The organism is Streptomyces sp. NPDC044002 (assembly GCF_056434525.1).
In genome coordinates this window covers 14,229-34,221 of the sequence record NZ_JBWKEZ010000065.1, presented here as the reverse complement: position 1 = coordinate 34,221, position 19,993 = coordinate 14,229, and the positions used below count along the sequence as shown (strand labels likewise).

Here is a 19,993-nt window from a genome sequence, read left to right as displayed (position 1 = left end):
ACCCTTACCCGAACGAGTGCACCTGAGCGGCCTCACCCGCCCGGGGTGACGGCCAGATCCCAGTCGAACTCCCTGAGCTGCACGGTGTCGATGCTCCAGGAGACGCCGTACCGGCCGTCCGGGGTGAAGTCCGCGCCGATCACCCGCTGCCCGTGGCCCGGGAGCACCTTCAGGCAGCGGCCGGTCCCGGTCTCCCACAGCCGGGCTGTCGCGTCTTCGCCCGCCGACAGGGCGAACCGGCCGTCCGGGGCGAGCCGGACGGCGTTGGCGAAGCGGGGCTGCGGCTCGAAGGCGCGCAGGAGTTCACCGGTCGAGGCGTCCCAGAGCCGCAGGGCCGGCTCCTGGTCGGCGCTGCTGAGCACGTGCCGGCCGTCGGCGGAGAGCCGGGCCGCCACCACCGTCCGGCCGTGGCCGCGCAGGGTGCGCAGGCAGCGGCCGGAGCCGAGGTCCCACAGCCGGACCGTCAGGTCGCGGCCGCCGGTGACGGCGATCCCGGCCGCAGTGTCCAGGTGGGCGGTGTGGACCTGGGCCTCGTGCCCGGCCAGCTCGGCCGTCACCCGGCCGCGGTCCAGATCCCAGAGCCGCACGACGTGGTCCGGGCCGATCACCAGGGCGTGCCGGCCGTCGGCGGAGAACGAGGCCGGGAGGGAGGCTTGGACCTCGCGCCCGTCGAGGTGGACGAGGCGCTCACCGCTTTCCGCTGACCAGACCGAGAGCTCGCCGCCGAAGGTGGAGTGGAGCAGCCGGCTTCCGTCCGCGCTCATCGCGGCCCGGCCGATGTCGCGGGTCGGCAGGGTGTGTCCGCAGTCCCCGCTCGCCACCTCCCAGAGCCGGACGGTGCGGTCGCTGCCGCTGGTGACGGCGGTCCGGGCGTCGGCGGAGAGGACGACCGAGAGCACATTGGACGGGTGCCCGGTGAGTATTTGCCGCGACCAGACCGAGCGCAGCCCGGTGCGGGTGGTGTGCAGGGCCAGGCCGCGCCAGGCCGCCAGCACGGCCGGGGAGCGCTCGTGGCCGGGGACGGCCCGGGCGCGGCCGAGCAGGGTGAGCGCGGTGCTGTGGTCGCCCGCCGTCCGGGCCCGTTCCGCCTCCTCGACGAGGGCCCGCACCCGGCCGGCCAGGGCGGCCGTCTCGCCCTGCCGCTGCGGGCGGCTGACCAGGTGGGGGGCGGTGTACCGGCCCGGGAGGTCCCAGCGGCGTAGCGTGTTGTCGGAGCTGCCCGTGCGGACCGTCCCGGCCGGCCGGTCCAGCTGGACGAGCTCCACGTCCCGCCCGTGGCCCCGGTAGGTGCGCAGGCAGCGGCCTGTGGCGAGGTCCCAGAGGCGGGCGGTCCCGTCCAGGCTGCCGGAGAGCAGGAGGCGCAGGTCCGGGCTGAGCCGCAGGGCGGTGATCCGGTGGGTGTGCCCGGTCAGGACGCGCAGGCACTGGCCGGTCGTCAGGTCCCAGAGTCGCAGCGCGCCCCCGGCCCGGGAGAAGTGGTCCCCGGTGACGAGGTGTCGGCCGTCGGCGGAGAACGAGGCCGTCGCGACCTGGGCCTCTCCCCCGGGCAGGACCTGGAGGCGGCGGCCGGCCTCCAGGTCCCAGAGCCGGGCGGCGCCGTCCGCGTAGCCGGTGACCAGGGCCCGCCGGCCGTCCGGGCCGAGCACGCCCGCGGCCTCCCAGCCGAGCCCGTCGTCGATGGTGAAGCGGGCCCGGCCCGTCCGCAGGTCCCACACCTCCACCCGGCCCCGGGTGTCCATCGGCCCGAAATCACCCGGCTCGGCGATCGGGACCAGCGCGACCCCGGCCTCCTGGTGCAGCCGCGGCCGCCGCATCCGGGTCGCCCGGCCGGTCCCGTCCGGACGCAGGGTCAGGAGCCGGCTCCCGTCCTGCAGGTCCCAGAGCCGGACGGCGCCGTCGCGGCCCGCGACGAGTGCCTGGCGGCCGTCCGCGCCGAGGTCGGCCTGCGGCACCCCTGCCTCCCCGCAGTCCAGCTCGCGCAGGCACTGACCGGTCGTCAGGTCCCACAGGCGCAGCAGCCCGCCCTGCACGGCGGTCAGCGCCAGGCGGCCGTCCGCGCCGGTGCTCACCGGGAAGTCCGGCGGGAGCCGGTTCGGCGCGCAGTGGTACCAGTCGATCGCCCGGACCTGGTCGGCCGGGGCGCCGAGCGCGGCCGCTGCCCGGCGGGCCGCCGCGAGCTCCGGGTGCTCCGGGCCCGGCCGGCCCTCGGCGGCGGCCAGCAGGCGCCCGGCCCCGGTGAGGTCGCCGCGCTCCAGGTGGACCTGGGCGGTGAGCAGCGCCGGCCCGGCGTCGTCCGGGCCGCCCTCGCCGGCCGCGGCCAGGTCGGCGAGCAGGGCCTCGTCGGTGATCCGGCCCCTCCTCCAGTCCAGCAGGCCGGAGTTGTACCGGGTGGCCAGGTGCTGCGGGTCGGTCTCCAGGGCTGCGGTGAACGCGGCGGCGGCGCCCTCCTCGTCGCCGAGGTCCAGCAGGGAGAGCGCCCGGTTCCCGTGCTCGGCGGCGAGCAGGTCGGCGGCCCGGGGCTCCGGCCGCGGATAGGGGCGGCCGAGCAGGCGGTGGTACACGGCGGCGAGCTCGACCGCCACCGCGGCCACCGAGGCGGGCCGATCGGCGGGGTCCTGACGCAGGCAGCGGGCCAGCACCCGGGCGAGCTCGGGCGGGATCGGCGGTAGCCCCTCGCCCGCGGAACCCTTGGCGCGGCAGGTTTCCAGCACGCCCTCCGCGAGCGGCCCGAGCAGCCAGCGCACCTCGCCGGTGAACATCTCCAGCACCGAGACACCGAAGCTGAAGAGGTCGCTGCGCGCGCCGACCCGGCGGCCGGCCGCCTGCTCGGGCGCGGCGTACGCCGGGGTCATCCCGCCGCCGGTGAGCAGCAGGCTCGCTCCCGGCCGGACCTCGGCCGAGCCGGTCAGGGCGGCGGCGTGGGCCCGGGCCAGGCCGAAGTCGGTGATCTTCGCGGTGCCGGAGTCGTCGAGCAGGACGTTGGCCGGCTTCACGTCCTGGTGCACCACGCCACGCCGGTGCGCGTGCTCCAGGCCCCAGGCCGTCTGCACCGCCACGTCGAGAATCCGGGCGAGCACCTCCGCCTCCCCGCCCGCGTACAGCTGCCGGCTGCGGATCCGGTCGGCCAGGCTGCCGCCGGGCACGTACTCGGCGAAGACCCGCGGCACGCCCCCGATGGTGCGGACGTAGTGGCAGCCGCAGACGTGCGGGTGCAGGCCGAGCGAGACCCAGGTCTGGGCCTCCGCGGTGAACAGCGCGCGGCGGCGCGGGCTGTCGGCGCCGCCGAGCAGCGGGCTCTTCACCGCCAGGTCGGTGCCCCAGCCGAGGTGCCGGACCCGGAACACCTCGCCCATGCCGCCCCGGCCGAGCAGCGCGGTCACCTCGTACCGGCCGTCGACGATCTCCCCCACCCGCCAGCGCGCGGACCCGTCCCCGCTCATGCGAACCCCTCCCCCGTCGGTCCAGGGCCGACGCTACGCCAGTGGAGGGTGCCCGGCCGACGATTCGTCAGGCTTCAGTACTGCCAGGGGCGTTCCTCGCCGGGGCGGACCTCGGCGGCGAAGTCGTCGGCGGTGCGGGCGATGACGGAGCGGGCGATGACGGAGCGGCCCCCGATGTGGGTGAGCCAGTGCTGGCCGGGGCCGCGCCGACGGGTGGCGGCAGAGCTGGAACGGCAGCGGAAGCGAGACGCGGGTCCGTCAGGAACCGGGGCACCGGGCGGAGCGGTCAGGGAGCGCAGGACCGCCCCGACCATGCGGCCCGCGAGCTCGCCGGGCGGGCCCTGCTCCCAGGCGGGGTTGTTCAGCAAGGCGGCCTTCAACCGCGCGCGCAGCCCCTGCTCTCCCTCCGCTCCCCGGGCGACGTCGGCCTGCGCGCCGCAAGCACGGACCAGACCCGGGTGGAGACTGGCAGGGCGGTCTCCCGTTCGGAGTTGATGTTGTCCTTTGCGGTGGTCAGCAGTCGGCTGTTCGCCGCCCCGCTGACCCCGAGCCGCTCAAGGGCGGCGGGCCGGGCGGCCAGGTCCAGGTCGTTCGGAACGGCCAGGCCTCGGTCAACGGCCCCCACATCCCGCGGGCGTCCGCGCCCACCACCACCGCCTCCGGGGCCGGGGCCGCCGGGCGGCGGGAACCCCAGCCGGAGCCTCCGGTACGGCAGCGCCCTGCCGGGCCAGGAGCGCGGCGACGGCCCGGCCAACGCCGACACCACCGGGGCGGGGAAGTCGGGGTGGCGTCGGCGCCAGTTCACCACCGCGGCCCTGCCCACCCCCGCGATGCGCGCCACCCCCGCCAACAACACCCGATACCACCCGGGGCGACCGGGTCCAGGGCGGCGAGCGGGGAACGGTGGCCGGCCCCGACCGTGCGCACGGCCCGCCAGTCCACCGCAGGGTGGACCACCTCCACGCCGGGCGAGAATGCTGCTCCTGGCCGATCTCATACGGCCAGGCGACGCCGTCATCACTTCCAGGTGTACGCGCGCCGGCGCCCGGCCGTTCGGTGGCCGCCACTCACGATGCGGCGGCCACCGAACAGAGACGGCTATGAGGTTCCGGTTCCGGCGTAGTCCGCGTCGATGGGCTCGAGGGTGACGACGTCGTCCTCCCGGGACGGACTGTCCATGAGAGGCGAAGCCCACACGCGCCGGGCAAAGAAGCCCTTGACCCGTCGACACGGCCCGCACACTCCACGAGCGGCCGACCCGCGACCGGCAAGGGCTCTGACCGCGATTGCGTGATGGTCGAAAGTACGGGCGAAAGGGGGTGTGCCAGAGTGAGAACCATGACCGGTTCCGAGTTTGATGCCGACCTGACCCCATTCCTTGAGGGGTCCGCTTCGGCGTCATGGTCCGTGAGAGCAGCCTCAGGCCGGAGTCTGGCAGCCGTCGCGGAGGTTCCCGAAGCAGCCGAGGTCCTGCACCGGCTGTTGCTGGATGGCCGCGACACTTTCGTCACTCAGGAGACCGCAGAGGCCCTGCTCGAACGCTGGGACGTTCTTGGTCTGCGCATGGTGCTGGCCGCGCTCGCCAGGGCGGATGACGACACTGGAGATCACCTTGATGCTGCGATCCTCAATGTCTGCCATCAGTCGAAGGAGGACGGGGAACGGCTCGCGGAACTGTGCTCAGCGTTGACATCGGATGTGGATGGCGACGTGAGCAGAGAAGCTCGCAGGATTCTCGAACCACTGCGGTGACCGGCCCGCTGCTCACCCTGGGTGGGGATGCGGGTCCGGAGGAGGGTGAAGGACGCGCTCGTACATGGCTCTCTTGAGTGTTCTCGCGCGGTTGACGTGGCCTTCGACAACTCCTGAGCTCCAGTGCAGGGTCAGGCCGGCGGTGACGGCGTCGAGGTCGCCGCGGAGGAAGCCGGGGAAGTTGTCTACGTGCTTGGGGCCGTCTTGCTCGGCCTGGCGGATCCATTTGGTCAGCAGGAAGCCGCGCCGGTTGCGGAGAAGTGCGGCGAACGCCCGTGCCAGGTCATAGGCGCGGGCGATGTCCGGGCAGGCGAGCCGGACATCCAGCAGACGTCTGGAGAGGCCGGGTGGGAGGGGGTCCTGCAGGCCCATGATCCAGCCGGTGATCTTGCGGGGGCTGGGGATGTCGGCGTGGACGGGTTCGGCGGTGCCGGCGCGGAGGGCGGCGAGGTGCTTGCGGACGACCTGGCGGCTCCCTTGGTAGCCGCCCCGGTGTTCCAGGTGATCTCAAATTGCGACGAAAAGGGCTCGATCATCCTGACCTCGAACAAGACGTCCAGCAAAGCGCACATGGTCCGGCGAACGTGTGTGAGGCAGCGCCGAAACCTCACGGGTTCGGGGGTGCATCCTGCGCCGCCACTTTGTAGTCGTGGTATTCGGAGCAGACAAGGCCCTGGTTGACCCAGCGACCGGGCTGAGCACCGAGCTCGCTCTCGGCGAAGTCGAGTGCTTCCTCGGGAGTCGGCATAGTGGCAATGACCTTCCCCCATGTCTCGTCATCGGGGTCGATGGGCGGGAAGTTGTCGATGGCCGAGCAGGTGACGGAGCCGGCGTCTTCGACTTCGCTCAGGTAGATGGTGATGCCGTCGCGGTCTGGGCCGAGAGCGATCCAGCGAAGCGCCTGGCGGCCCTCATGCTCGAAGCTGCCGAGGAGTTGCTCGATCTGCTTCCCTCGGCGCAAAGCTCCTACCGCGAAGGGTCGGGTGAGCTGTCGCACCTTGGTGTCTCCGTTCTTGCTGGTCAGGCAGGCGTCCTGCATCGACATGGTCCGGGGGTAGATCATGACGCCTTCGGGTCCAGAGTCGAGATCGTCACCGCGCACGAGCCGGACCTCGGCTCTGGTCCACTTCTTGTGGTGGCTCACGGACCGTGATGTCAGTGGTGTGGTGTGCGGTGGGATGGCTGGACTGTGCCGTTGATCCTCTGGGAGCCCTTCGTGACGTCCTCGTACCCATCTCTGACTCGCGCCTTGGCCGAGGCTTTGGTCCATGTCCTGTGGTTCATCGACGGCAGCGAAGACGAGTCGATGGATCAGGATGACGCGGTCAAGGTCATGGAGGGTGTTGCCCATGCGGTCAGCACGCTGACCAGTGATCAGCGACAGGAGTTGATCGAGCTGGTCGGGGAGATGGCAGTCGCCGAGAGCAACCCGGCTCGCCGCGAGTTCCTGGACGAGTTCCCGAAGTGCTTCGGGCTCATCGACGATGCGCCCTGAGCAATTTCAGGAGTAGAGCAGGACCCGTTTGTGCAGGCTTCGAGCTCCTCCGCAGACGTGTCCTGCTCTACACGTGGCACCCGCTCACAGCTCTGGCTCGCCAACGCAATAGCCTCAGCCTGTGACCCACAGCAGCAGCCAGAGCGAGCAGCCTCACCCCGCCGCCCTCCCACCGTTCCAAACGCTGCTGAACAGCACCAACTGGGGATCGTTCGACACAGCCTTCGGGACCGGCGAAGACCTGCCGGCGCCGCTGACACTCCTCACCGACCCCGACCCAGTCATCAGGGAGTCCGCGCTCCACGATGCGTTGGGGCCCGTGACCCACCAGAACAGCATCTACGAGGCCACCGTGCCCGTGGCGCTCTACGTCGCGGCCATCCTCAACCATCCGGCCATCACGGCAGACGACGACATCCCAGGCATCGGGACACAGCACCGCTCGACACTTGTGCCGTTGCTCGAATGGCTCGGCGACACCGCCGACGACGCCGACGACGAGTGCGTCGCTGCCGGCGAACGCCTCTTCGACGGGGGTTTCCTCGACGAGTACGACGCGATGCGGGCGTTCCGGGACGCACGCCCGGCGATCTTCTCCGCTGTTCATCCCCTCCTCGCCCATGACAAGGCCGACGTCCGCCACACCGCCCTGGCCACCGCCATCCCCCTCATCGAGCACCCCCTCCTCACCCACCACCAAGCCGATCTGGCCGACCACGCCCGACGTCTACTGGCCACCAGCACTGACCAGCACCACCGGGACCGTGCCCTGGAGGCGCTAGAGGCCTGGGGCCACGACACCAGCGGGCTGGAGAACGCGTCCGACATCGCGGCCCGCGAGCACTACGCCCGCCTCAGAGCTCCCCGTACTTCCTGGGGCGGCGATTGGACAGGCGGCGGCAGCTACAGCGACGACCCGCCGTTCTGACACAGGCCCCCGCCTCACCTCTCGTTACCGCACCACAAGAAGTGGACCAGAGCCTCACAAGCAGGAACGGTTGTTGGCGGATCCGCGGAACGCCGCAGCTCGTGTGGCCCTGGAGATGTTGGCGAGAAGTACGAACATCGGGCTGTTGTGTCGCGTGATCCGTCGGCTGCATGCTCCGGGCTGCTGAGCTTTGCCGATGAGGGATGATCCCTTCATGGACAGAGTTGTTGATCTTGATGAAGCGGCCGCGCTGCTGCGCGAGCGAGTCGAGAACTGGAGGTCGGCTGACCTTGAGGTTGGAGAGATGACCTGGAGGGATTGGGAGGCGAAGTGGCCCCAGCCTCTGGAGACCGAGAGGGCTCGGGTGAACGATCCCGATTCCCTCGGGGTGGTGATCTCGGGTTCGACGGAGGCAGAGCTGCAGGTGGTTCTGTTTCGCGGCGGCTGGGCTGACGTGGACTTCTTCGACGGCTTTGACGATTTCGGACCTCTGCCGGCTTCGGACATCACCTCAGCATGTGATTTCGCAGCCCGGATGGATCAGTGGGTGGTGCGAGCCTTCGGGTCCCTTCGAAGCGTTCAGTGAGTGCTGATCCGTCAAGGTGCAGCTGACGGGCTGTTGCTCGGCGCGTGCTCGGGTGGTGGCCAGGCGGTAGGAGTCGGTACGCCGGAGCGGGTGCGGATCGCGCCAGAGGGTTCAGCCGCGCCTGAGGAACCGGACGACGGCCCACTCCGGTGCTGCGGCCGTCGAACAAGGGCACCGCGGTCACGCCGCCCTGCCGCTCGTGGTCTCTCAGGGGATGGTGCACACGACGAACGCGGCCAGCGTCTGTCCGGCACCCGTGGTGTTGGTTGCGCGGACCCTCCAGCCGCTGCCGTTGGCCGCCGAGTCGTCGGTACGGACCCCGGCGCCGCTGGTGACGACGCCGCCAGTGGGAACCTCGCCCGCCGGACAGTCAACCCGTCCGCATGACGCTTCCCCAAACAACCCCGGGCCCGGGAGGCCGGGCTCACGACTCGGGGTCGTTCAACCGCCTGATCTGCGACAGTTCGTCCTCGGTGAAGGCGGAGCCGGCTGCGGCCAGCACCTTCTGCAGCACAGCGGTCTTGCCCGCCAGGTAGGCCGGGACATCCATCCGCGGGTCCGCCGCCAGGGCCAGCTTCACGGCGCCGTACTCCTCGCGCAGATCGGCCCGGCGGCGCAGGACCTCGCGGACGGCGAGGTGGTTGCGAACGTTCAGGGTGCCGCGGGTGCACACGTACACGTGGCGTGCCGGGTCCTCATCCGGCGCGCGGAACGCCTCACGGCCGACGACTCCCAGGTCGCCACGGTGGACATAGCCAATGGCCTGCAGCGCCGCCACGGCCGCAGACACCTCTGCACCCGACACGATCACGTCCACGTCCAGGACGGGCTTGGCCGGGAGACCAGGCACCGAGGTGGACCCGACGTGTTCCACCACGGCGTCGGGGACGAACCTCAAAGCCGCACGCAGCGTACCCGCGAGTTGATCGAAGCAGACGGGCCAGTCATCGGAGTAGGGAACCACGGTGATCGCCATGCCGCCATTCTCCAGACCTTCAGGCACCAGAGCAGGCCTCCCCTACGCTGAGCCAGGACCGGGACGACATCGTGTCGTATTGCAGCGATGGAACGGTGCGGCTGAAGGCGAATGCCGAGGAAGCGACCACCTTCTACTGCGAGCCGGGGCTCCCCGTGGGCCGCCGCTGTTCCCCCCGGTCCGTGGTGCGGTCAGCAAGCGAAAGGAGCCGCCCCTCTGGTGGCGGAGCCGGTCCCCTGGGCGATCATGATCAGTACACGATCGGGCGGCCGAACCACAGGGGGAGACATGCCAACAGGAACGCTGCCACGGCACTACCGATGCAAACCGGGCAAGAGGCGGACGATCCTCATCACGATGGCTGCCCCCTTGGCCGCGTTGCTCTTCGAAGTATGGAACGAGAGCTTATCGCTCTGGTTCCAGGTGACGGGCACCATGGTGTTCACGTCCCTCTACGGCTGGGTGCTCTACCAGGCACCGCGCTCCGCCACCCACGTCACCGATGACAGCCTCACCGTGCGGGCCGACGGCTGGACCCGACGTGTCGTCTGGAACAACATCTATGACATCCGCAGCGCCCCCTCGCCCAACGGCCGCGACCTGACGGTCGCCTACGCCTACCTCGCCAACGGCCGACGCCTACGCCTTGCGCATGTCGACAACCGCGAACTCGACGAAGCCGCCTTCTTGGGGGAAGTCGCGCTCTTGCGCGCACTTCTGGAAGAGCGCCGCGGGACCCCCTGGGCGCCCGACCCGCAGATGGAGGCGGACATCGCCCGCCGCGCGGCACGCGAGGCGAAGCGACTGCGACGGGTCAGCGGCCGGGGATCCGGAGCGTGAGCACGGCCGCGGGCGCTCGGCGGATGCGGCGGGGGGTGACCGTTCTCAGGGCCGCTTCAGGCCGTGAGGAAGATGAGCGTGATGCCCGTCTGCCCGCCCGGCGGCGGCTGGACGCGAACGTCCGTGAAGTCGGCCCGGCGCAGTCAGCGGGCGAAGGCGCCAGCTGTGTCGAAGTCGAGCACGCTGCGCCACAGGTGGCGGTAGAGCGCCGCGTCGCCGTGGCGGCGGCCCCACGGCAGGACCACCGTGCGCACAGCCGCCGACCACACCCCGCGATCGATGGCCCGGCCGCTCAGGACGCATTCGTAGACGGCGAGCCGGCCGCCGGAACCAGCAGGTCAGAGCGCGCCAGCCGGTCGGTGCTCCGTTACCCCGGCCCCGGGCGGAAGGACCCGGAGGCGCCGCTCCAACCCCTCTAGGATGTCTCCGCGGCGGGACCGACGGGACTCATCTCGGGGGTTGCGGCCAGGCAGTCGCGAGGCCGGTCGGACCCGCCTACGGCGGCCAGGAGCAGGAGAGCGAGTGCGGTGACATCGGCGACGCTGCTGGTGCGGACCGCCTCCTCCACGATCCGGGCAGCGAACCCGCCCTTCCCTCTCGCCTGCACCCCGCCACGCGCCGCCGGCGTCGACCGCGACATCGACGCCGCAACCGCCGGACTCCCCCTGCCCTGGAGCTCGGGCGTGGTCGAAGGCCATGCCAACCGGATCAAGATCCTCAAGCGCCAGATGTTCGGCCGCACAGGATTCCAGCTCCTTCGCAAGCGCGTCCTACTAGCCTGGCTGACCGTCGCGTTACCGCGAACGCCAAGGCCACGGTCAGCAGCGATCCAGGCTCACGGGGTGTCAGCGCACAGCGTCAAGTGACGCAGCGTCGTGTATGCGAGGTATCCGTGACAAGGATGAACGGCAGGCTGGTGGCCCTTCGCCGCACCGCGGGCCACGGCCTTCTGAAGGCCGAGTTCGGGCATCGTCCCCCACTCGTCCCCGGCCTGCCCCCGGATGTGGCTCCGCTGGCCGGTCCACCGTAGGCGTTCCCCGGCGGCGGGGTCTGGGCGTAGGTCAGTTCCCGGCCGTTGCCGTCGAACCAGCCGGACTTCCATGCCCAGCCGCCACCGCCGGCCGGCAGTGCGATGGTCAGGGGGGCCGATCCAAAGCCTCCGTTTCCGGCCCCTGCGCGAGAGGGTCCCGCCCTGGTGACCCGGGTCGCTGGCCTTGCTGCGGCAGGGCAGCGCCGGCTGTCCGGGGCAGATACTGCCCGGCCCCGCCGTCGGGGCAGTATGCGACACATGCCCCGAGACACGCCGATTCGCTGTACGGCTGGGGGTCGTATTGCTGCATGAACTTCGCTCTATCCGCGCCGACACCTGGCGCGTCTGCTGGGGCGACGCGGCAGTCGTGCGCGCCGGCAGCCCCTGCTGCTAGCTGGCCGCCGCCCCCATCGGCCTGCCCGCGCCTGTACCTGAACGTCAGTCTCCGCGTGCGGCGAGCCGGTCGCCGAGCTCGCTGCGCGCGTACAGTACGTTCCGGCCCGCCCGCGTCCGCGTCACCAGCCCGCATGCCGCCAGCACGCCCAGGTGCTGCGACACCGCGCCCGGTGTCACCCCCAGCACCCGTGCCAGGGCCCCCGTCGACTCCGGCGTCTCCAGCGCCCGCAGGAGCGCAGCCTTCGGCCGGCCGACCAGCGCCGCCAAGGCCTCCGGCGCCGGCGGTGCCACCGCCTCCCACAGCGTCGCCACCCCGCGCGCCGGATAGTCCACCCGCGGCACCTCCCCGATCGGCGCCGTCGCCTTCCGACCGAACAGCGTCGGGCACAGCGTCAGCCCCGTACCCGCCCGCACCCGGCTGTCCGTGCCCATCGGGTGCAGCCGCAACACCCCCGACTTCCACCGCACGTTCGGGTGCAGGCCCGCGAACAGTGCCGCCGCACCGCCGTCGGCGAGCAGCTGTGCCCGGTGCAGGATGTCCGCCTCCAGCACGCCCCGCATCCGCGGCCAGTGCGGTTCCAGCGCGGCCCGCCAGTACGCCTCCAGCGCATCGGCGATCCGCTCCCGCAGCGCCTCCGCGTCGCCGCGCAGCACCTCGGGCATCCGCTGCCCGAGCCAGGCGGCATCAAGGTCGCGGCGCACCGTCGCCGCGTCGGTGCCGCGCAGGGTCCTCAGCTCCTCCGCCATTTCCGGCATCCGCGCCAGCGGGCGCGGCGTGATGAAGTCCGGCAGCCACCGCCGCTCGCTGACCAGTGCCGACAGGATCTCCCCGTCCAGCTCCGGCAGCAGCTCCCGGACCCGGCGCAGCCAGCGCAGGTGCAGCGGGAAGTCCCCCGGATCGCGCAGCGCCCACAGGCTGTGGCAGGTCTCCTGGAGGGGCGAGACGGCGAAGCGGATGCTCGTCAGGTCGTCCACGCCGAGCACGATCTCGATCAATGGCCCATGCCTCCCCGCCTCCCCGGACGATGCTTTAGTCCATGCCTAAAAAACTAACAGCGGGCAGCCCGCCCCGGTTCAGTGATGGGCATGCTCCTGCCTTCGCGCGGCCCTCTGCGGGTCTATGCCACCTTGACGTTCTTCGACTCCCTGGTGCCCGGCATCATGCTCGCCGGGGGCGTCCTCTTCTTCACCAAGGTCGCCGGTCTGGGCGCCGTCCAGGTCGGCAGCGGCCTGTCGGCCGCCGCCCTCGCCGGGCTGGCCGCGGCCCTTCCCGCGGGCCGCCTCGGCGACCGGATCGGCCACCGGCGCCTTCTGATCGGCCTCAGTCTGCTCCGCGCCCTGGTCCTCGCCGGCTACCAATGCGTCGGCTCCTACCCGGCCTTCCTCGTGGTCGCCTGTCTCTCCGGTCTCGCCGAGAGCGCCGTCGCCCCCGTGCGGCAGGCGTACCTCGGCACCATCACCACGGCCGAGAACCGGGTCGCGACCCTCGCCTTCAACCGGGTCGTACGCAACATCGGGGCCACCTTGAGCACCCCCGCTCTCGGTGTGGCCCTCGCCGTCGACAGCCCGTTCGCCTTCCGTGTGCTGATCGGCGGCGGCGCCGTCAGCGTGCTGGCCGTCGCCCTGATCGCCGCCCGCCTCCCGGAGACCCGTACGGACCGGCTCGGAGGGCGGCCGGCTGCCCGGCCCCGGGCCGGGGTACTGCGCGACCGTCCCTATGTGGCGCTCTCCCTGCTCAACGGCCTGCTCATCATGCACATGGAACTCCTGGAGATCGGCATGCCGCTGTGGGTCGCCGGACACACCGACGCCCCCGCCTGGGCGACGTCGGTCCTGCTGTTCGCCAACGTCCTCGTCGCCATCGGGCTCCAGATCCGGGTCGGGCGAGGCGTCACCGATGTCGGCTCCGCGGCCCGCGCGATGCGCAAGGGCGGCTGGTGCCTGCTGGCCGCCGCCGGCCTGTTCGCGGCCTCCGGCGCCATGGCACCGGCCTGGTCCGTGACGGCCCTCCTCGCAGCGGTCGTCCTCCTCACCCTCACCGAGCTCCTCCAGTCCGCGGGGTCCTGGGGCCTGTCGTACGATCTCGCCGAGCCGGCCCGGCTCGGCGAATACCAGGGGGTGTGGAGCCTGGGCACCCAGCTCGTCCGCGCCGCCGGCCCACTCGCGGTCACCCTGGCCCTGTCCTCGCTGCAGCACCTCGGCTGGCTGCTGATCGGCACCGTCTACCTGGCGGCGGCCGCCCTGGCCCTCCCCCTGGCCCGGCGGGCCACTCCCCACCCGGCCCCGGTCGCCGCCCAGCCCCTTGCATCCGCCCACACGTGACTCCGGCCCGGCGCGGGGAAGGCACCCTGCCCTCGGCGAAGCTCTGGTCTCCCCTTCGGCAGGCCGGACAGCCTGGCCTGCATGGCCTTCCTCCACCTCGCCGCCCGGCCTGGAGCCGCTTTGTCCTGAACGGCACGCTCTAGGGACGAGCGTCCATACGGTGGATGAGTCCGCCGTCGGGGCCGAAGACGTCGATGAAGTAGCCCTTCTTGAAGGACCTCCCCTCCTTCGTCGTCAGGTGGGTGGTGACCGAGGTGTTCTGCCGGCGGAAGATCGCGTCCGCCTGATCCGCGTTGCGGGTCCGGATGACCACCCGGGGCACGCCATCCGGTCCGTCCTCGACCTGGATCCCGTACACGTCCGGGTCTCCGCCGGCCGCCCGGTAGCGCTCTGCCAGGGCCGCGGCGTCCTGAGGAGCGGCCGTGGCCGTGGCCGTCGGACCGGGCATGACCTGCTTCCGCGGTTCCTCCGTGCAGCCCAACAGGAGTGCGGCTCCCGCCACCGCCGTCAGTGCCGCGCGGGCCCCCCGTCGTATTGTGTGCTCCATCGCTAACTCCCCTGATCGGTAAGGATTCGGCGACCCTACGCGAGTCCCGCCGCGCCGCGGAGTCCGGCCCGGGAAAGCGGGTTGAGCCGGTTGGGGCTTCTCCTGGGCGCCGCCGTGCTGATGCTCGTGCTCTGGTTCGCCACCGCGTCATGGCGGCGGGTCAGCGCTCTGCCTCCCGGCACTGCCGCCGACGGGCACACCGTGGTGCTGCGAGTGCGCCGTCGTCGTACGGTTCTGATCATCCTGGCCCTGCTCGGGGCGGGCTCAGTGGTGAGCGCGGTGCTCCAGTACGGGCCGGAACCGCGCGCGGCCGAGACCGCCGCGGCCGCAAGCGGACCGGACAGAGGAGAAGACGGCCTCCTACCGTGAGGCAGAGGCCGCACCCCTTTCTCGTGGCCGCACCTGGCACTGCGACCGGGACGGTGCTGCGAAGCCCGGATGGTGCCCCTGCTGACCATCGCCTCCTTCGAGTGGGACAGCGGCACGCGCGGCTGGGTCCCGTACGAAGACCACGCCTCCAAGTGCACACAGCCGACCGGCGTCGAAGTCGGCAGCACGGACAGCATGCAGATCTACGTCTGCACGGCATCCCCGGAACACCCGCACACCGACCTGATCCAGTGAGCCGCACTCCCAGGTCCTACCCGCGGAGCAGACTGCGCCGGCGGGCCGTGGCCGCCTGGTCGCGAACGTAGGGGTCCGTGTCTGCGGCCAGCCGGTCGAGCACGGTCGAGGTCGCGCGGTCTGCGGGCTCCGGGACGGGGAAGCGGCCCAGGGCGATCGCGACCCAGGCTCGGACGTGTGGGCTGTCGTCGCTCGCGAGCAAGCGGATCTTCCGCAGGGTTCTGGGTTGCTGGAGGAAGCCGAGGGCGCTGAGGGCGGATACGCGCACCTGCGGGGCGGGATCGTCCAGCAGGTGCAACAGCAGGTCGACGGCCGCCGGCTCCGTCCCGTGGCTGCCGAGCGTGCCCACGACCGCGCTGCGGATTCCCTCGTCCGAGTCCTGCGCGGCACGGGCCAGCAGGGCGAGGTCGGCGGGCTCGGGTACGAAGCCGAGCAGCCAGATCGCAGCGCGGCGAAGGTCCCCGTCGTCGCCCGAGGCGCACGGCACGAGGATCTCGCGCGCGGCTGCCGGGTCCTCCTGCGCGAACACATGGAGGGTCGTCGAGAGGGAGTCCTGGTCGTCACCCAGATCACGGGAGTGGGCCCGCAGCAGGGCGGCCAGGGCCGTGCGGCCCGCGGTCTCGGCCAGAATCCGGGCGAGCACATGACGGGCGTACCAGTTCCCCGCTTCCACGGCCTTCGCGAGGTGCCGCTCCACGTACGGAATCAGCTCCTGCCGCTGAGCGGCTACGAGCTCCCCTTCGATCTCGGCGAGGTCGTCCAGGTCGCAGTCAGGATCCGCGAGCCCGGCCGCCAGCTCGTCAAGGCGCGGGACGAGATCGCCCGCTGCTGCCCGCGGTTCATCCACTCCCTTCACCCCGGGCGGGCCCGTCAGCGAAGGCGGCGTTCTGCTGGACGTTGTTGAGGCGGGCGACCTGGCGCTCGATCAGCTCGGTGGGGAAGGAGGAGCTGCGTCCGATGTCGAGCCGTGTGAAGGTGGCGATGGTGTTCCCGGCCCGTACGACGGTCACCTGCTTGTCGGCGGGAGGTCCTTCCGGGAGGGGGACGTGCTCCCGCAGGGTCACCGCTTCGTCCCCGAACGGCGGGGGTGCTTCCGCAGTGATGGACACCGTGTGCTTGCCCGTCCAGTTCTCGGCTTCGAAGGTCCGGCAGGCGGCGAGGGCCTTCTTGAGTTCCGCGAAGTTCCGTTCCGCCGCGCCCGCTTCGTAGGAGGCGAGGGTGGAGTTGCCGGGATAGACGTCGTCCTTCCAGTCGTAGAGCTGTTCGACGCGTGCGTACGACCGCTCGCCGTTGCGGATGTCGAGGTAGGTCTGGCAGGCGGGCTCCGATACCGGCGGGAACTTGCTGGGCTGGTGCTTCACTTCCTGCGCGTTCATCGCCGCCTTGACCTGCGGTACGTCGGCGTCCGTCAAGGCCGCGTCCTTGAGCTGGGCCACCGTCAGGGGTGCCACCGGGGTGTGCTTGCCGGCCGATGCGGGGCCGCCGGTCGCGCCGGGGGTGGTCTCCGCGGCCCCGCAGCCCGGGACGAGGAGAACGGCGAGGACGGCGGCCGGCAGGGCGGTGATCGGTCTGGACGTGTGTGCAGGCATCGGTCCCCCGGGTGCGTGTGCGGGCAGCGGCCGACGCTAACCGCGCCGACCGCCGCTGGACCAGCACTTTTGGATCACGTCTCAGATGGTGATCCGCCCCGCGCTCGCAGATCACCGGCCTCCCGGCCGGGCGGGCTCGCCGGGACGCGCATCCTTGCGCGCGGGATCCTCGGTTCTTATGCTTGGATCCGAGTAATTGGCATCGAGTATGCTGCCGAGCCGACGTACTGGAGCTCCATGCCCACCCGTGAACCCTCCGCCGTCCGGAAACGCCCCGCCAACGCCCTCGCCCTCGCCGTGCTCGGGTTGCTGCTGGAGCAGCCGATGCACCCCCACGCCATGGCCGGCGCGCTCCGCGAGCGCGGGATGGACCGTGCCTTCAAGCTGACGACCGGTTCGCTCTACGACACCGTCCGCGCGCTCACAAGGGACGGGTGGATCGAGGCGGACGGCACCGAGCAGGTCGGCAACCGCCCTGCCCGCACCGTCTACCGCCACACCGCCGCCGGACGGGAGGGCTTCACCGACTGGCTCGACGAGCTGATCCGGGAGCCCTCACCCGAGTACCCGCGGTTCCTCTCCGCCGTCGGATACCTCGGCGCGCTGGGGCGTGTCCGTGCGGCGGGGGCACTGCGCGAGCGGGCCGCCGCGCTGAGGGAGCGGATCGAGCAGGACGCCGAGGGCTACCGCACGGCCCGCGAGGAGCACGGCGCACCGCGCCTGTTCGTCATCGAGGCCGAGTACGCCGCCGCCATGGCACGGGCCGAGCTGGCCTGGGTGGAGCACACCGCCGACGAGGTCGAGCGCGGCACGCTGGCGTGGCCGGAAGGGGCGGACGGTGAGTGACGGCGCACCGCGGGCCGAGGCCGTCGACGTCCTGATAGCCGGAGCCGGTCCGGCCGGGCTGGCGCTCGCCGGGGAGCTGGGGCGCGCGGGGGTGCGGGCGCTGGTCCTGGAGCGGGAGAGCGAATCGCCGGGCTTCTGCCGCGGGTTCAACCTCAACGCCCGGAGCCTGGAGCTGCTCGACCGCCGGGGACTGGCCGGGCGTTTCCTCGCCGAGGGGCCGACCGTCCCGACGACGGCGTTCGTCGGCCCCTCGCGGCTCGATCTCGCCGCCATGCGCACGAAGCACGCCTACGTCCTCGGCATCCCCCAGACCCGGGTGGAGGAGCTGCTCGCCGAGTGGGCCGTGGGGGCGGGCGCGCGCCTCCTGCGCGGCCGGCGCCTGACCGGGCTGCGGCAGGACGCCGACGGCGTGACGGTGGAGACGGACGGCGCGGACGGCCCGTCAGCCGTGCGCTGCCGATGGCTGGTCGGCTGCGACGGCGGCCGCAGCACGGTACGGAAGGCGACCGCCACCGGCTTCCCGGGGACGCCCGCACGCACGTTCACCCTGCTCGGGGACGTGGTACTCACCGACCCGTCGGCCGTCCCGTTCGGCCCCCACGCCGGGCCCGGCGGCCGCTCGGTGTTCGCGATCCCGCGCCCCGGCCACGTCCGTCTCCTCACCGAGGACCCGGCGCCGCCCGCGGACCCGCACGAGCCGGTGGCGCTCGACTCCTTCCAGCGCGCGATCGACGCCGCGCTGGGACACCGGGCCGAGATCGCCGAGGTGCTGTGGCTGACCCGGTTCGGGGACGCGGCGCGGCTCGCCGAGCGGTTCCGGACGGGCCGGGTGCTGCTCGCCGGGGACGCCGCGCACATCCACCCCCCGGCCGGCGCCATCGGCGTCAACGCGGCGATCGACGACGCCTTCAACCTGGGCTGGAAACTCGCCCTGGTCGTGCGCGGCCAGGCTCCGGACACGCTGCTCGACAGCTACCACGACGAGCGCCACGCGGCGGGCGAGCGCCTGCTCCGCAACACCCGCGCGCAGGCGCTGCTCGCCCGGGCCGAGGCAGACGACGACGGCCTGGCTCCCGTCCGCGACCTGCTCGCCGAGCTGGCAGGCTCCGGGGACACGGCCGGCCCGCTGGCCGAGGCGATCACCGGCGTCGGCACCCGCTACCCCGCCTCGGGGGACCCCGGACACCCGTGGGCGGGGCGGATGGTGCCGGACGTCCCGCTGGGACGGGACGGCGGTGACAGCCTCACGGCGCTGCTGGCCCGGTCGGCCGGCGGCGGCGCACTCCTGCTCGACGGCACGGCGGGCGCGCAGGCCCTCTCCGCCGCCGTCCGGCCGTGGGCGGACCGGGTCGCCATCGCCCGTGCCCGCGCGGACGGCCTGGAGCACGCCCGCGCCGTCCTCGTCCGTCCGGACGGGCACGCGGCGTGGACGAGCGCCGCGTCGGCGCCCGTGGACGCGGCCGCGGAGGAGCTGCGGGAGAACCTCGAACGCTGGTTCGGGCACCCGGTGCGGCACCCACAGGCCGCGGATGGTGTTACCGGGTCGGGGGGTGTCCCTCGCCGGTTTCCAGCCAGTCGCGTTCGGCGTCGGTGAGCCGGTGCGTCGCCGCGGCCAGGGAGTCCCGGACCTCTTCGGGCTGGCGGGGGCCGATGAGCGCCGTGACCGGGAAGGGCTGGGAGAGGGTCCAGGCGAGCGCGATGCCGGTGGCGGAGATCCCGGTGCGCTCGGCGAGCAGGCGGACGCGCCGGACCCGGGCGGTGTTGGTCTCGCTGTACCAGCTCTCCGCGAGCGGGCCGGTGCGCAGCTCGTCGGGGTCGGCGAGGGCGTGCGCTCCGCGGCCCTGGCTCGCCCAGGGGTAGAGGCGGACGCCGGCGGTCCTCAGCCAGTCGCGCCAGGCGGGGTCGTTGGAGGTCTCGGTGCCCGGGTAGATGGGGTGGACCATGTTGACGAGGCTGTACTGGTTGCTGATGCCGGCGGGGAGCGGCAGCCCCCGCTCGCGGGCGTAGCCGACGGCCTCGACGACGCGCTCCAGGGTCCAGTTGGACATGCCGTAGGCCCCGATGGTGCCGCGGTCCACCAGGTCTGCGAGGGCGGTGACGAACTCCCCCACCGGGACGTCGGTGTTGTCGCGGTGCAGCATGTAGAGCGCGGCGTCGGTCCGGCCCATCCGTTCGAAGCTCTCGTTGAGCTGGGCCTCGATGCGGTCGGGCAGGCAGTCCGGGGTGTGCGCGCCCTTGGCCAGGACCCAGACGTCCTTCTCGACGCCGCGCGAGCGGGCCCAGTCGCCGAAGGTGCGTTCGCAGCAGCCGGGCCCGTAGGCGTGGCCGTAGAGCCAGGCGGTGTCGAAGGCCCGGCCGCCGCCCTCCCAGTAGGCGTCGTAGACGGGGAAGCCGCGTTCGTTCTGTCCGAAGGCGGAGGTGCCGAGGAGGAGCGGCGGGCCTTCGGGGCCGGGCGGCAGGTCGGCGGCGGGGCGCGGATCGGGGGTCATGGTGTTCTCCTGGTCCGGTTGCGGTCGTCGTGAGGGGCGGGCGCGGGGGGGGGGGGGGGGGGGGGGGGGGGGGGGGGGGGGGGGGGGGGGGGGGGGGGGGGGGCGGGGGGGGGGACATCGTCAGCGGTCCCGC

The 19,993-nt window shown here is 72.4% G+C and carries 20 protein-coding genes and 1 pseudogene; 11 read left to right on the top strand and 10 right to left on the bottom strand.

Going from position 1 to position 19,993, the window contains the following annotated elements:
* Positions 1-32 precede the first annotated feature (32 nt).
* The gene (locus AC07A6_RS33730; RefSeq protein ID WP_478779661.1) at positions 33-3,440 is read right to left on the bottom strand and encodes a protein kinase domain-containing protein; all 3,408 of its coding nucleotides are present in this window, start codon (positions 3,438-3,440) and stop codon (positions 33-35) included.
* Positions 3,441-3,514: 74 nt separating this feature from the next.
* Positions 3,515-3,808, bottom strand: a complete 294-nt coding sequence (locus AC07A6_RS33725; RefSeq protein WP_478779660.1) for a hypothetical protein — start codon at positions 3,806-3,808, stop codon at positions 3,515-3,517.
* Between the two features lie 970 nt (positions 3,809-4,778).
* Here AC07A6_RS33725 and AC07A6_RS33720 point away from each other — a divergent pair.
* A complete protein-coding gene (locus AC07A6_RS33720) occupies positions 4,779-5,192 on the top strand; it encodes a HEAT repeat domain-containing protein (protein WP_478779659.1) in 414 nt (137 codons plus the stop codon).
* Between the two features lie 12 nt (positions 5,193-5,204).
* Here the strand turns inward: AC07A6_RS33720 and AC07A6_RS33715 are convergent, their stop codons facing one another.
* On the bottom strand, positions 5,205-5,564 hold the full coding sequence (locus tag AC07A6_RS33715; protein WP_478779658.1) for a transposase: 360 nt from the start codon (positions 5,562-5,564) through the stop codon (positions 5,205-5,207).
* 235 nt (positions 5,565-5,799) lie between these two features.
* Positions 5,800-6,336, bottom strand: a complete 537-nt coding sequence (locus tag AC07A6_RS33710) for a hypothetical protein (protein ID WP_478779657.1) — start codon at positions 6,334-6,336, stop codon at positions 5,800-5,802.
* Positions 6,337-6,441: 105 nt separating this feature from the next.
* Between AC07A6_RS33710 and AC07A6_RS33705 the strand changes: the two genes are divergently transcribed.
* From AC07A6_RS33705 to AC07A6_RS33695, 3 genes are all read left to right on the top strand, one after another.
* Complete coding sequence (locus AC07A6_RS33705; RefSeq protein ID WP_478779656.1) at positions 6,442-6,687, top strand: hypothetical protein; 246 nt, start codon at positions 6,442-6,444, stop codon at positions 6,685-6,687.
* 121 nt (positions 6,688-6,808) lie between these two features.
* A complete protein-coding gene (locus AC07A6_RS33700; RefSeq protein WP_478779655.1) occupies positions 6,809-7,615 on the top strand; it encodes a hypothetical protein in 807 nt (268 codons plus the stop codon).
* Between the two features lie 214 nt (positions 7,616-7,829).
* Positions 7,830-8,201, top strand: coding sequence for a hypothetical protein (locus AC07A6_RS33695; RefSeq protein WP_478779654.1), 372 nt, complete (start codon positions 7,830-7,832; stop codon positions 8,199-8,201).
* Positions 8,202-8,625: 424 nt separating this feature from the next.
* Here the strand turns inward: AC07A6_RS33695 and AC07A6_RS33690 are convergent, their stop codons facing one another.
* Positions 8,626-9,177: a GrpB family protein gene (locus tag AC07A6_RS33690; RefSeq protein WP_478779653.1), complete on the bottom strand. Its 552-nt coding sequence runs from the start codon at positions 9,175-9,177 to the stop codon at positions 8,626-8,628.
* 357 nt (positions 9,178-9,534) lie between these two features.
* Here AC07A6_RS33690 and AC07A6_RS33685 point away from each other — a divergent pair, with 357 nt between their 5' ends.
* Both AC07A6_RS33685 and AC07A6_RS33680 read left to right on the top strand, forming a co-directional pair.
* Positions 9,535-10,017 (top strand): hypothetical protein, encoded by a 483-nt coding sequence (locus AC07A6_RS33685; protein WP_478779652.1) that lies wholly within the window; start codon positions 9,535-9,537, stop codon positions 10,015-10,017.
* A 617-nt stretch (positions 10,018-10,634) separates the two neighbouring features.
* Positions 10,635-10,796 (top strand): annotated as a pseudogene (locus AC07A6_RS33680) (ISL3 family transposase); the annotation flags it as partial.
* A gap of 689 nt (positions 10,797-11,485) precedes the next feature.
* On the opposite strand, the gene AC07A6_RS33675 reads toward AC07A6_RS33680, so the two are convergent.
* Positions 11,486-12,439, bottom strand: coding sequence for an ArsR/SmtB family transcription factor (locus AC07A6_RS33675; RefSeq protein ID WP_478779651.1), 954 nt, complete (start codon positions 12,437-12,439; stop codon positions 11,486-11,488).
* A 90-nt stretch (positions 12,440-12,529) separates the two neighbouring features.
* On the opposite strand from AC07A6_RS33675, the gene AC07A6_RS33670 reads away from it, so the two are divergent.
* Positions 12,530-13,765, top strand: coding sequence for an MFS transporter (locus AC07A6_RS33670; protein ID WP_478779650.1), 1,236 nt, complete (start codon positions 12,530-12,532; stop codon positions 13,763-13,765).
* A 139-nt stretch (positions 13,766-13,904) separates the two neighbouring features.
* Here AC07A6_RS33670 and AC07A6_RS33665 read toward each other — a convergent pair whose 3' ends face one another.
* Positions 13,905-14,213: a hypothetical protein gene (locus tag AC07A6_RS33665; protein ID WP_478779649.1), complete on the bottom strand. Its 309-nt coding sequence runs from the start codon at positions 14,211-14,213 to the stop codon at positions 13,905-13,907.
* Between the two features lie 189 nt (positions 14,214-14,402).
* Here AC07A6_RS33665 and AC07A6_RS33660 point away from each other — a divergent pair, with 189 nt between their 5' ends.
* Positions 14,403-14,681, top strand: coding sequence for a hypothetical protein (locus tag AC07A6_RS33660; protein WP_478779648.1), 279 nt, complete (start codon positions 14,403-14,405; stop codon positions 14,679-14,681).
* 69 nt (positions 14,682-14,750) lie between these two features.
* Positions 14,751-14,936 carry a hypothetical protein gene (locus AC07A6_RS33655; protein ID WP_478779647.1) on the top strand — a complete coding sequence of 62 codons (186 nt, stop codon included), beginning with the start codon at positions 14,751-14,753 and terminating at the stop codon, positions 14,934-14,936.
* Between the two features lie 16 nt (positions 14,937-14,952).
* On the opposite strand, the gene AC07A6_RS33650 is transcribed toward AC07A6_RS33655, so the two are convergent.
* Complete coding sequence (locus AC07A6_RS33650; RefSeq protein WP_478779646.1) at positions 14,953-15,783, bottom strand: HEAT repeat domain-containing protein; 831 nt, start codon at positions 15,781-15,783, stop codon at positions 14,953-14,955.
* Complete coding sequence (locus AC07A6_RS33645) at positions 15,776-16,525, bottom strand: hypothetical protein (RefSeq protein WP_478779645.1); 750 nt, start codon at positions 16,523-16,525, stop codon at positions 15,776-15,778. Before AC07A6_RS33645 ends, AC07A6_RS33650 begins: the two co-directional genes overlap by 8 nt.
* A 237-nt stretch (positions 16,526-16,762) precedes the next feature.
* Here AC07A6_RS33645 and AC07A6_RS33640 point away from each other — a divergent pair, with 237 nt between their 5' ends.
* The gene (locus AC07A6_RS33640) at positions 16,763-17,371 is read left to right on the top strand and encodes a PadR family transcriptional regulator (protein WP_478779644.1); all 609 of its coding nucleotides are present in this window, start codon (positions 16,763-16,765) and stop codon (positions 17,369-17,371) included.
* Positions 17,364-18,965, top strand: coding sequence for an FAD-dependent monooxygenase (locus AC07A6_RS33635; protein WP_478779643.1), 1,602 nt, complete (start codon positions 17,364-17,366; stop codon positions 18,963-18,965). Before AC07A6_RS33640 ends, AC07A6_RS33635 begins: the two co-directional genes overlap by 8 nt.
* On the opposite strand, the gene AC07A6_RS33630 is transcribed toward AC07A6_RS33635, so the two are convergent.
* The gene (locus AC07A6_RS33630) at positions 18,907-19,860 is read right to left on the bottom strand and encodes an aldo/keto reductase (RefSeq protein WP_362466688.1); all 954 of its coding nucleotides are present in this window, start codon (positions 19,858-19,860) and stop codon (positions 18,907-18,909) included. The two genes, AC07A6_RS33635 and AC07A6_RS33630, sit on opposite strands and share 59 nt — an antisense overlap.
* Positions 19,861-19,993: the final 133 nt, after the last annotated feature.

Coding starts and splice junctions, on each gene's coding strand:
- AC07A6_RS33685 (WP_478779652.1), top strand. CDS start 9,535: ATGGCTGCCCCCTTGGCCGCGTTGCTCTTCGAAGTATGGAACGAGAGC.
- AC07A6_RS33670 (WP_478779650.1), top strand. CDS start 12,530: ATGCTCCTGCCTTCGCGCGGCCCTCTGCGGGTCTATGCCACCTTGACG.
- AC07A6_RS33640 (WP_478779644.1), top strand. CDS start 16,763: ATGCCCACCCGTGAACCCTCCGCCGTCCGGAAACGCCCCGCCAACGCC.
- AC07A6_RS33690 (WP_478779653.1), bottom strand. CDS start 9,177: ATGGCGATCACCGTGGTTCCCTACTCCGATGACTGGCCCGTCTGCTTC.
- AC07A6_RS33630 (WP_362466688.1), bottom strand. CDS start 19,860: ATGACCCCCGATCCGCGCCCCGCCGCCGACCTGCCGCCCGGCCCCGAA.
- AC07A6_RS33730 (WP_478779661.1), bottom strand. CDS start 3,440: ATGAGCGGGGACGGGTCCGCGCGCTGGCGGGTGGGGGAGATCGTCGAC.
- AC07A6_RS33665 (WP_478779649.1), bottom strand. CDS start 14,213: ATGCCCGGTCCGACGGCCACGGCCACGGCCGCTCCTCAGGACGCCGCG.
- AC07A6_RS33645 (WP_478779645.1), bottom strand. CDS start 16,525: ATGCCTGCACACACGTCCAGACCGATCACCGCCCTGCCGGCCGCCGTC.
- AC07A6_RS33695 (WP_478779654.1), top strand. CDS start 7,830: ATGGACAGAGTTGTTGATCTTGATGAAGCGGCCGCGCTGCTGCGCGAG.
- AC07A6_RS33720 (WP_478779659.1), top strand. CDS start 4,779: ATGACCGGTTCCGAGTTTGATGCCGACCTGACCCCATTCCTTGAGGGG.
- AC07A6_RS33715 (WP_478779658.1), bottom strand. CDS start 5,564: ATGGGCCTGCAGGACCCCCTCCCACCCGGCCTCTCCAGACGTCTGCTG.
- AC07A6_RS33655 (WP_478779647.1), top strand. CDS start 14,751: ATGGTGCCCCTGCTGACCATCGCCTCCTTCGAGTGGGACAGCGGCACG.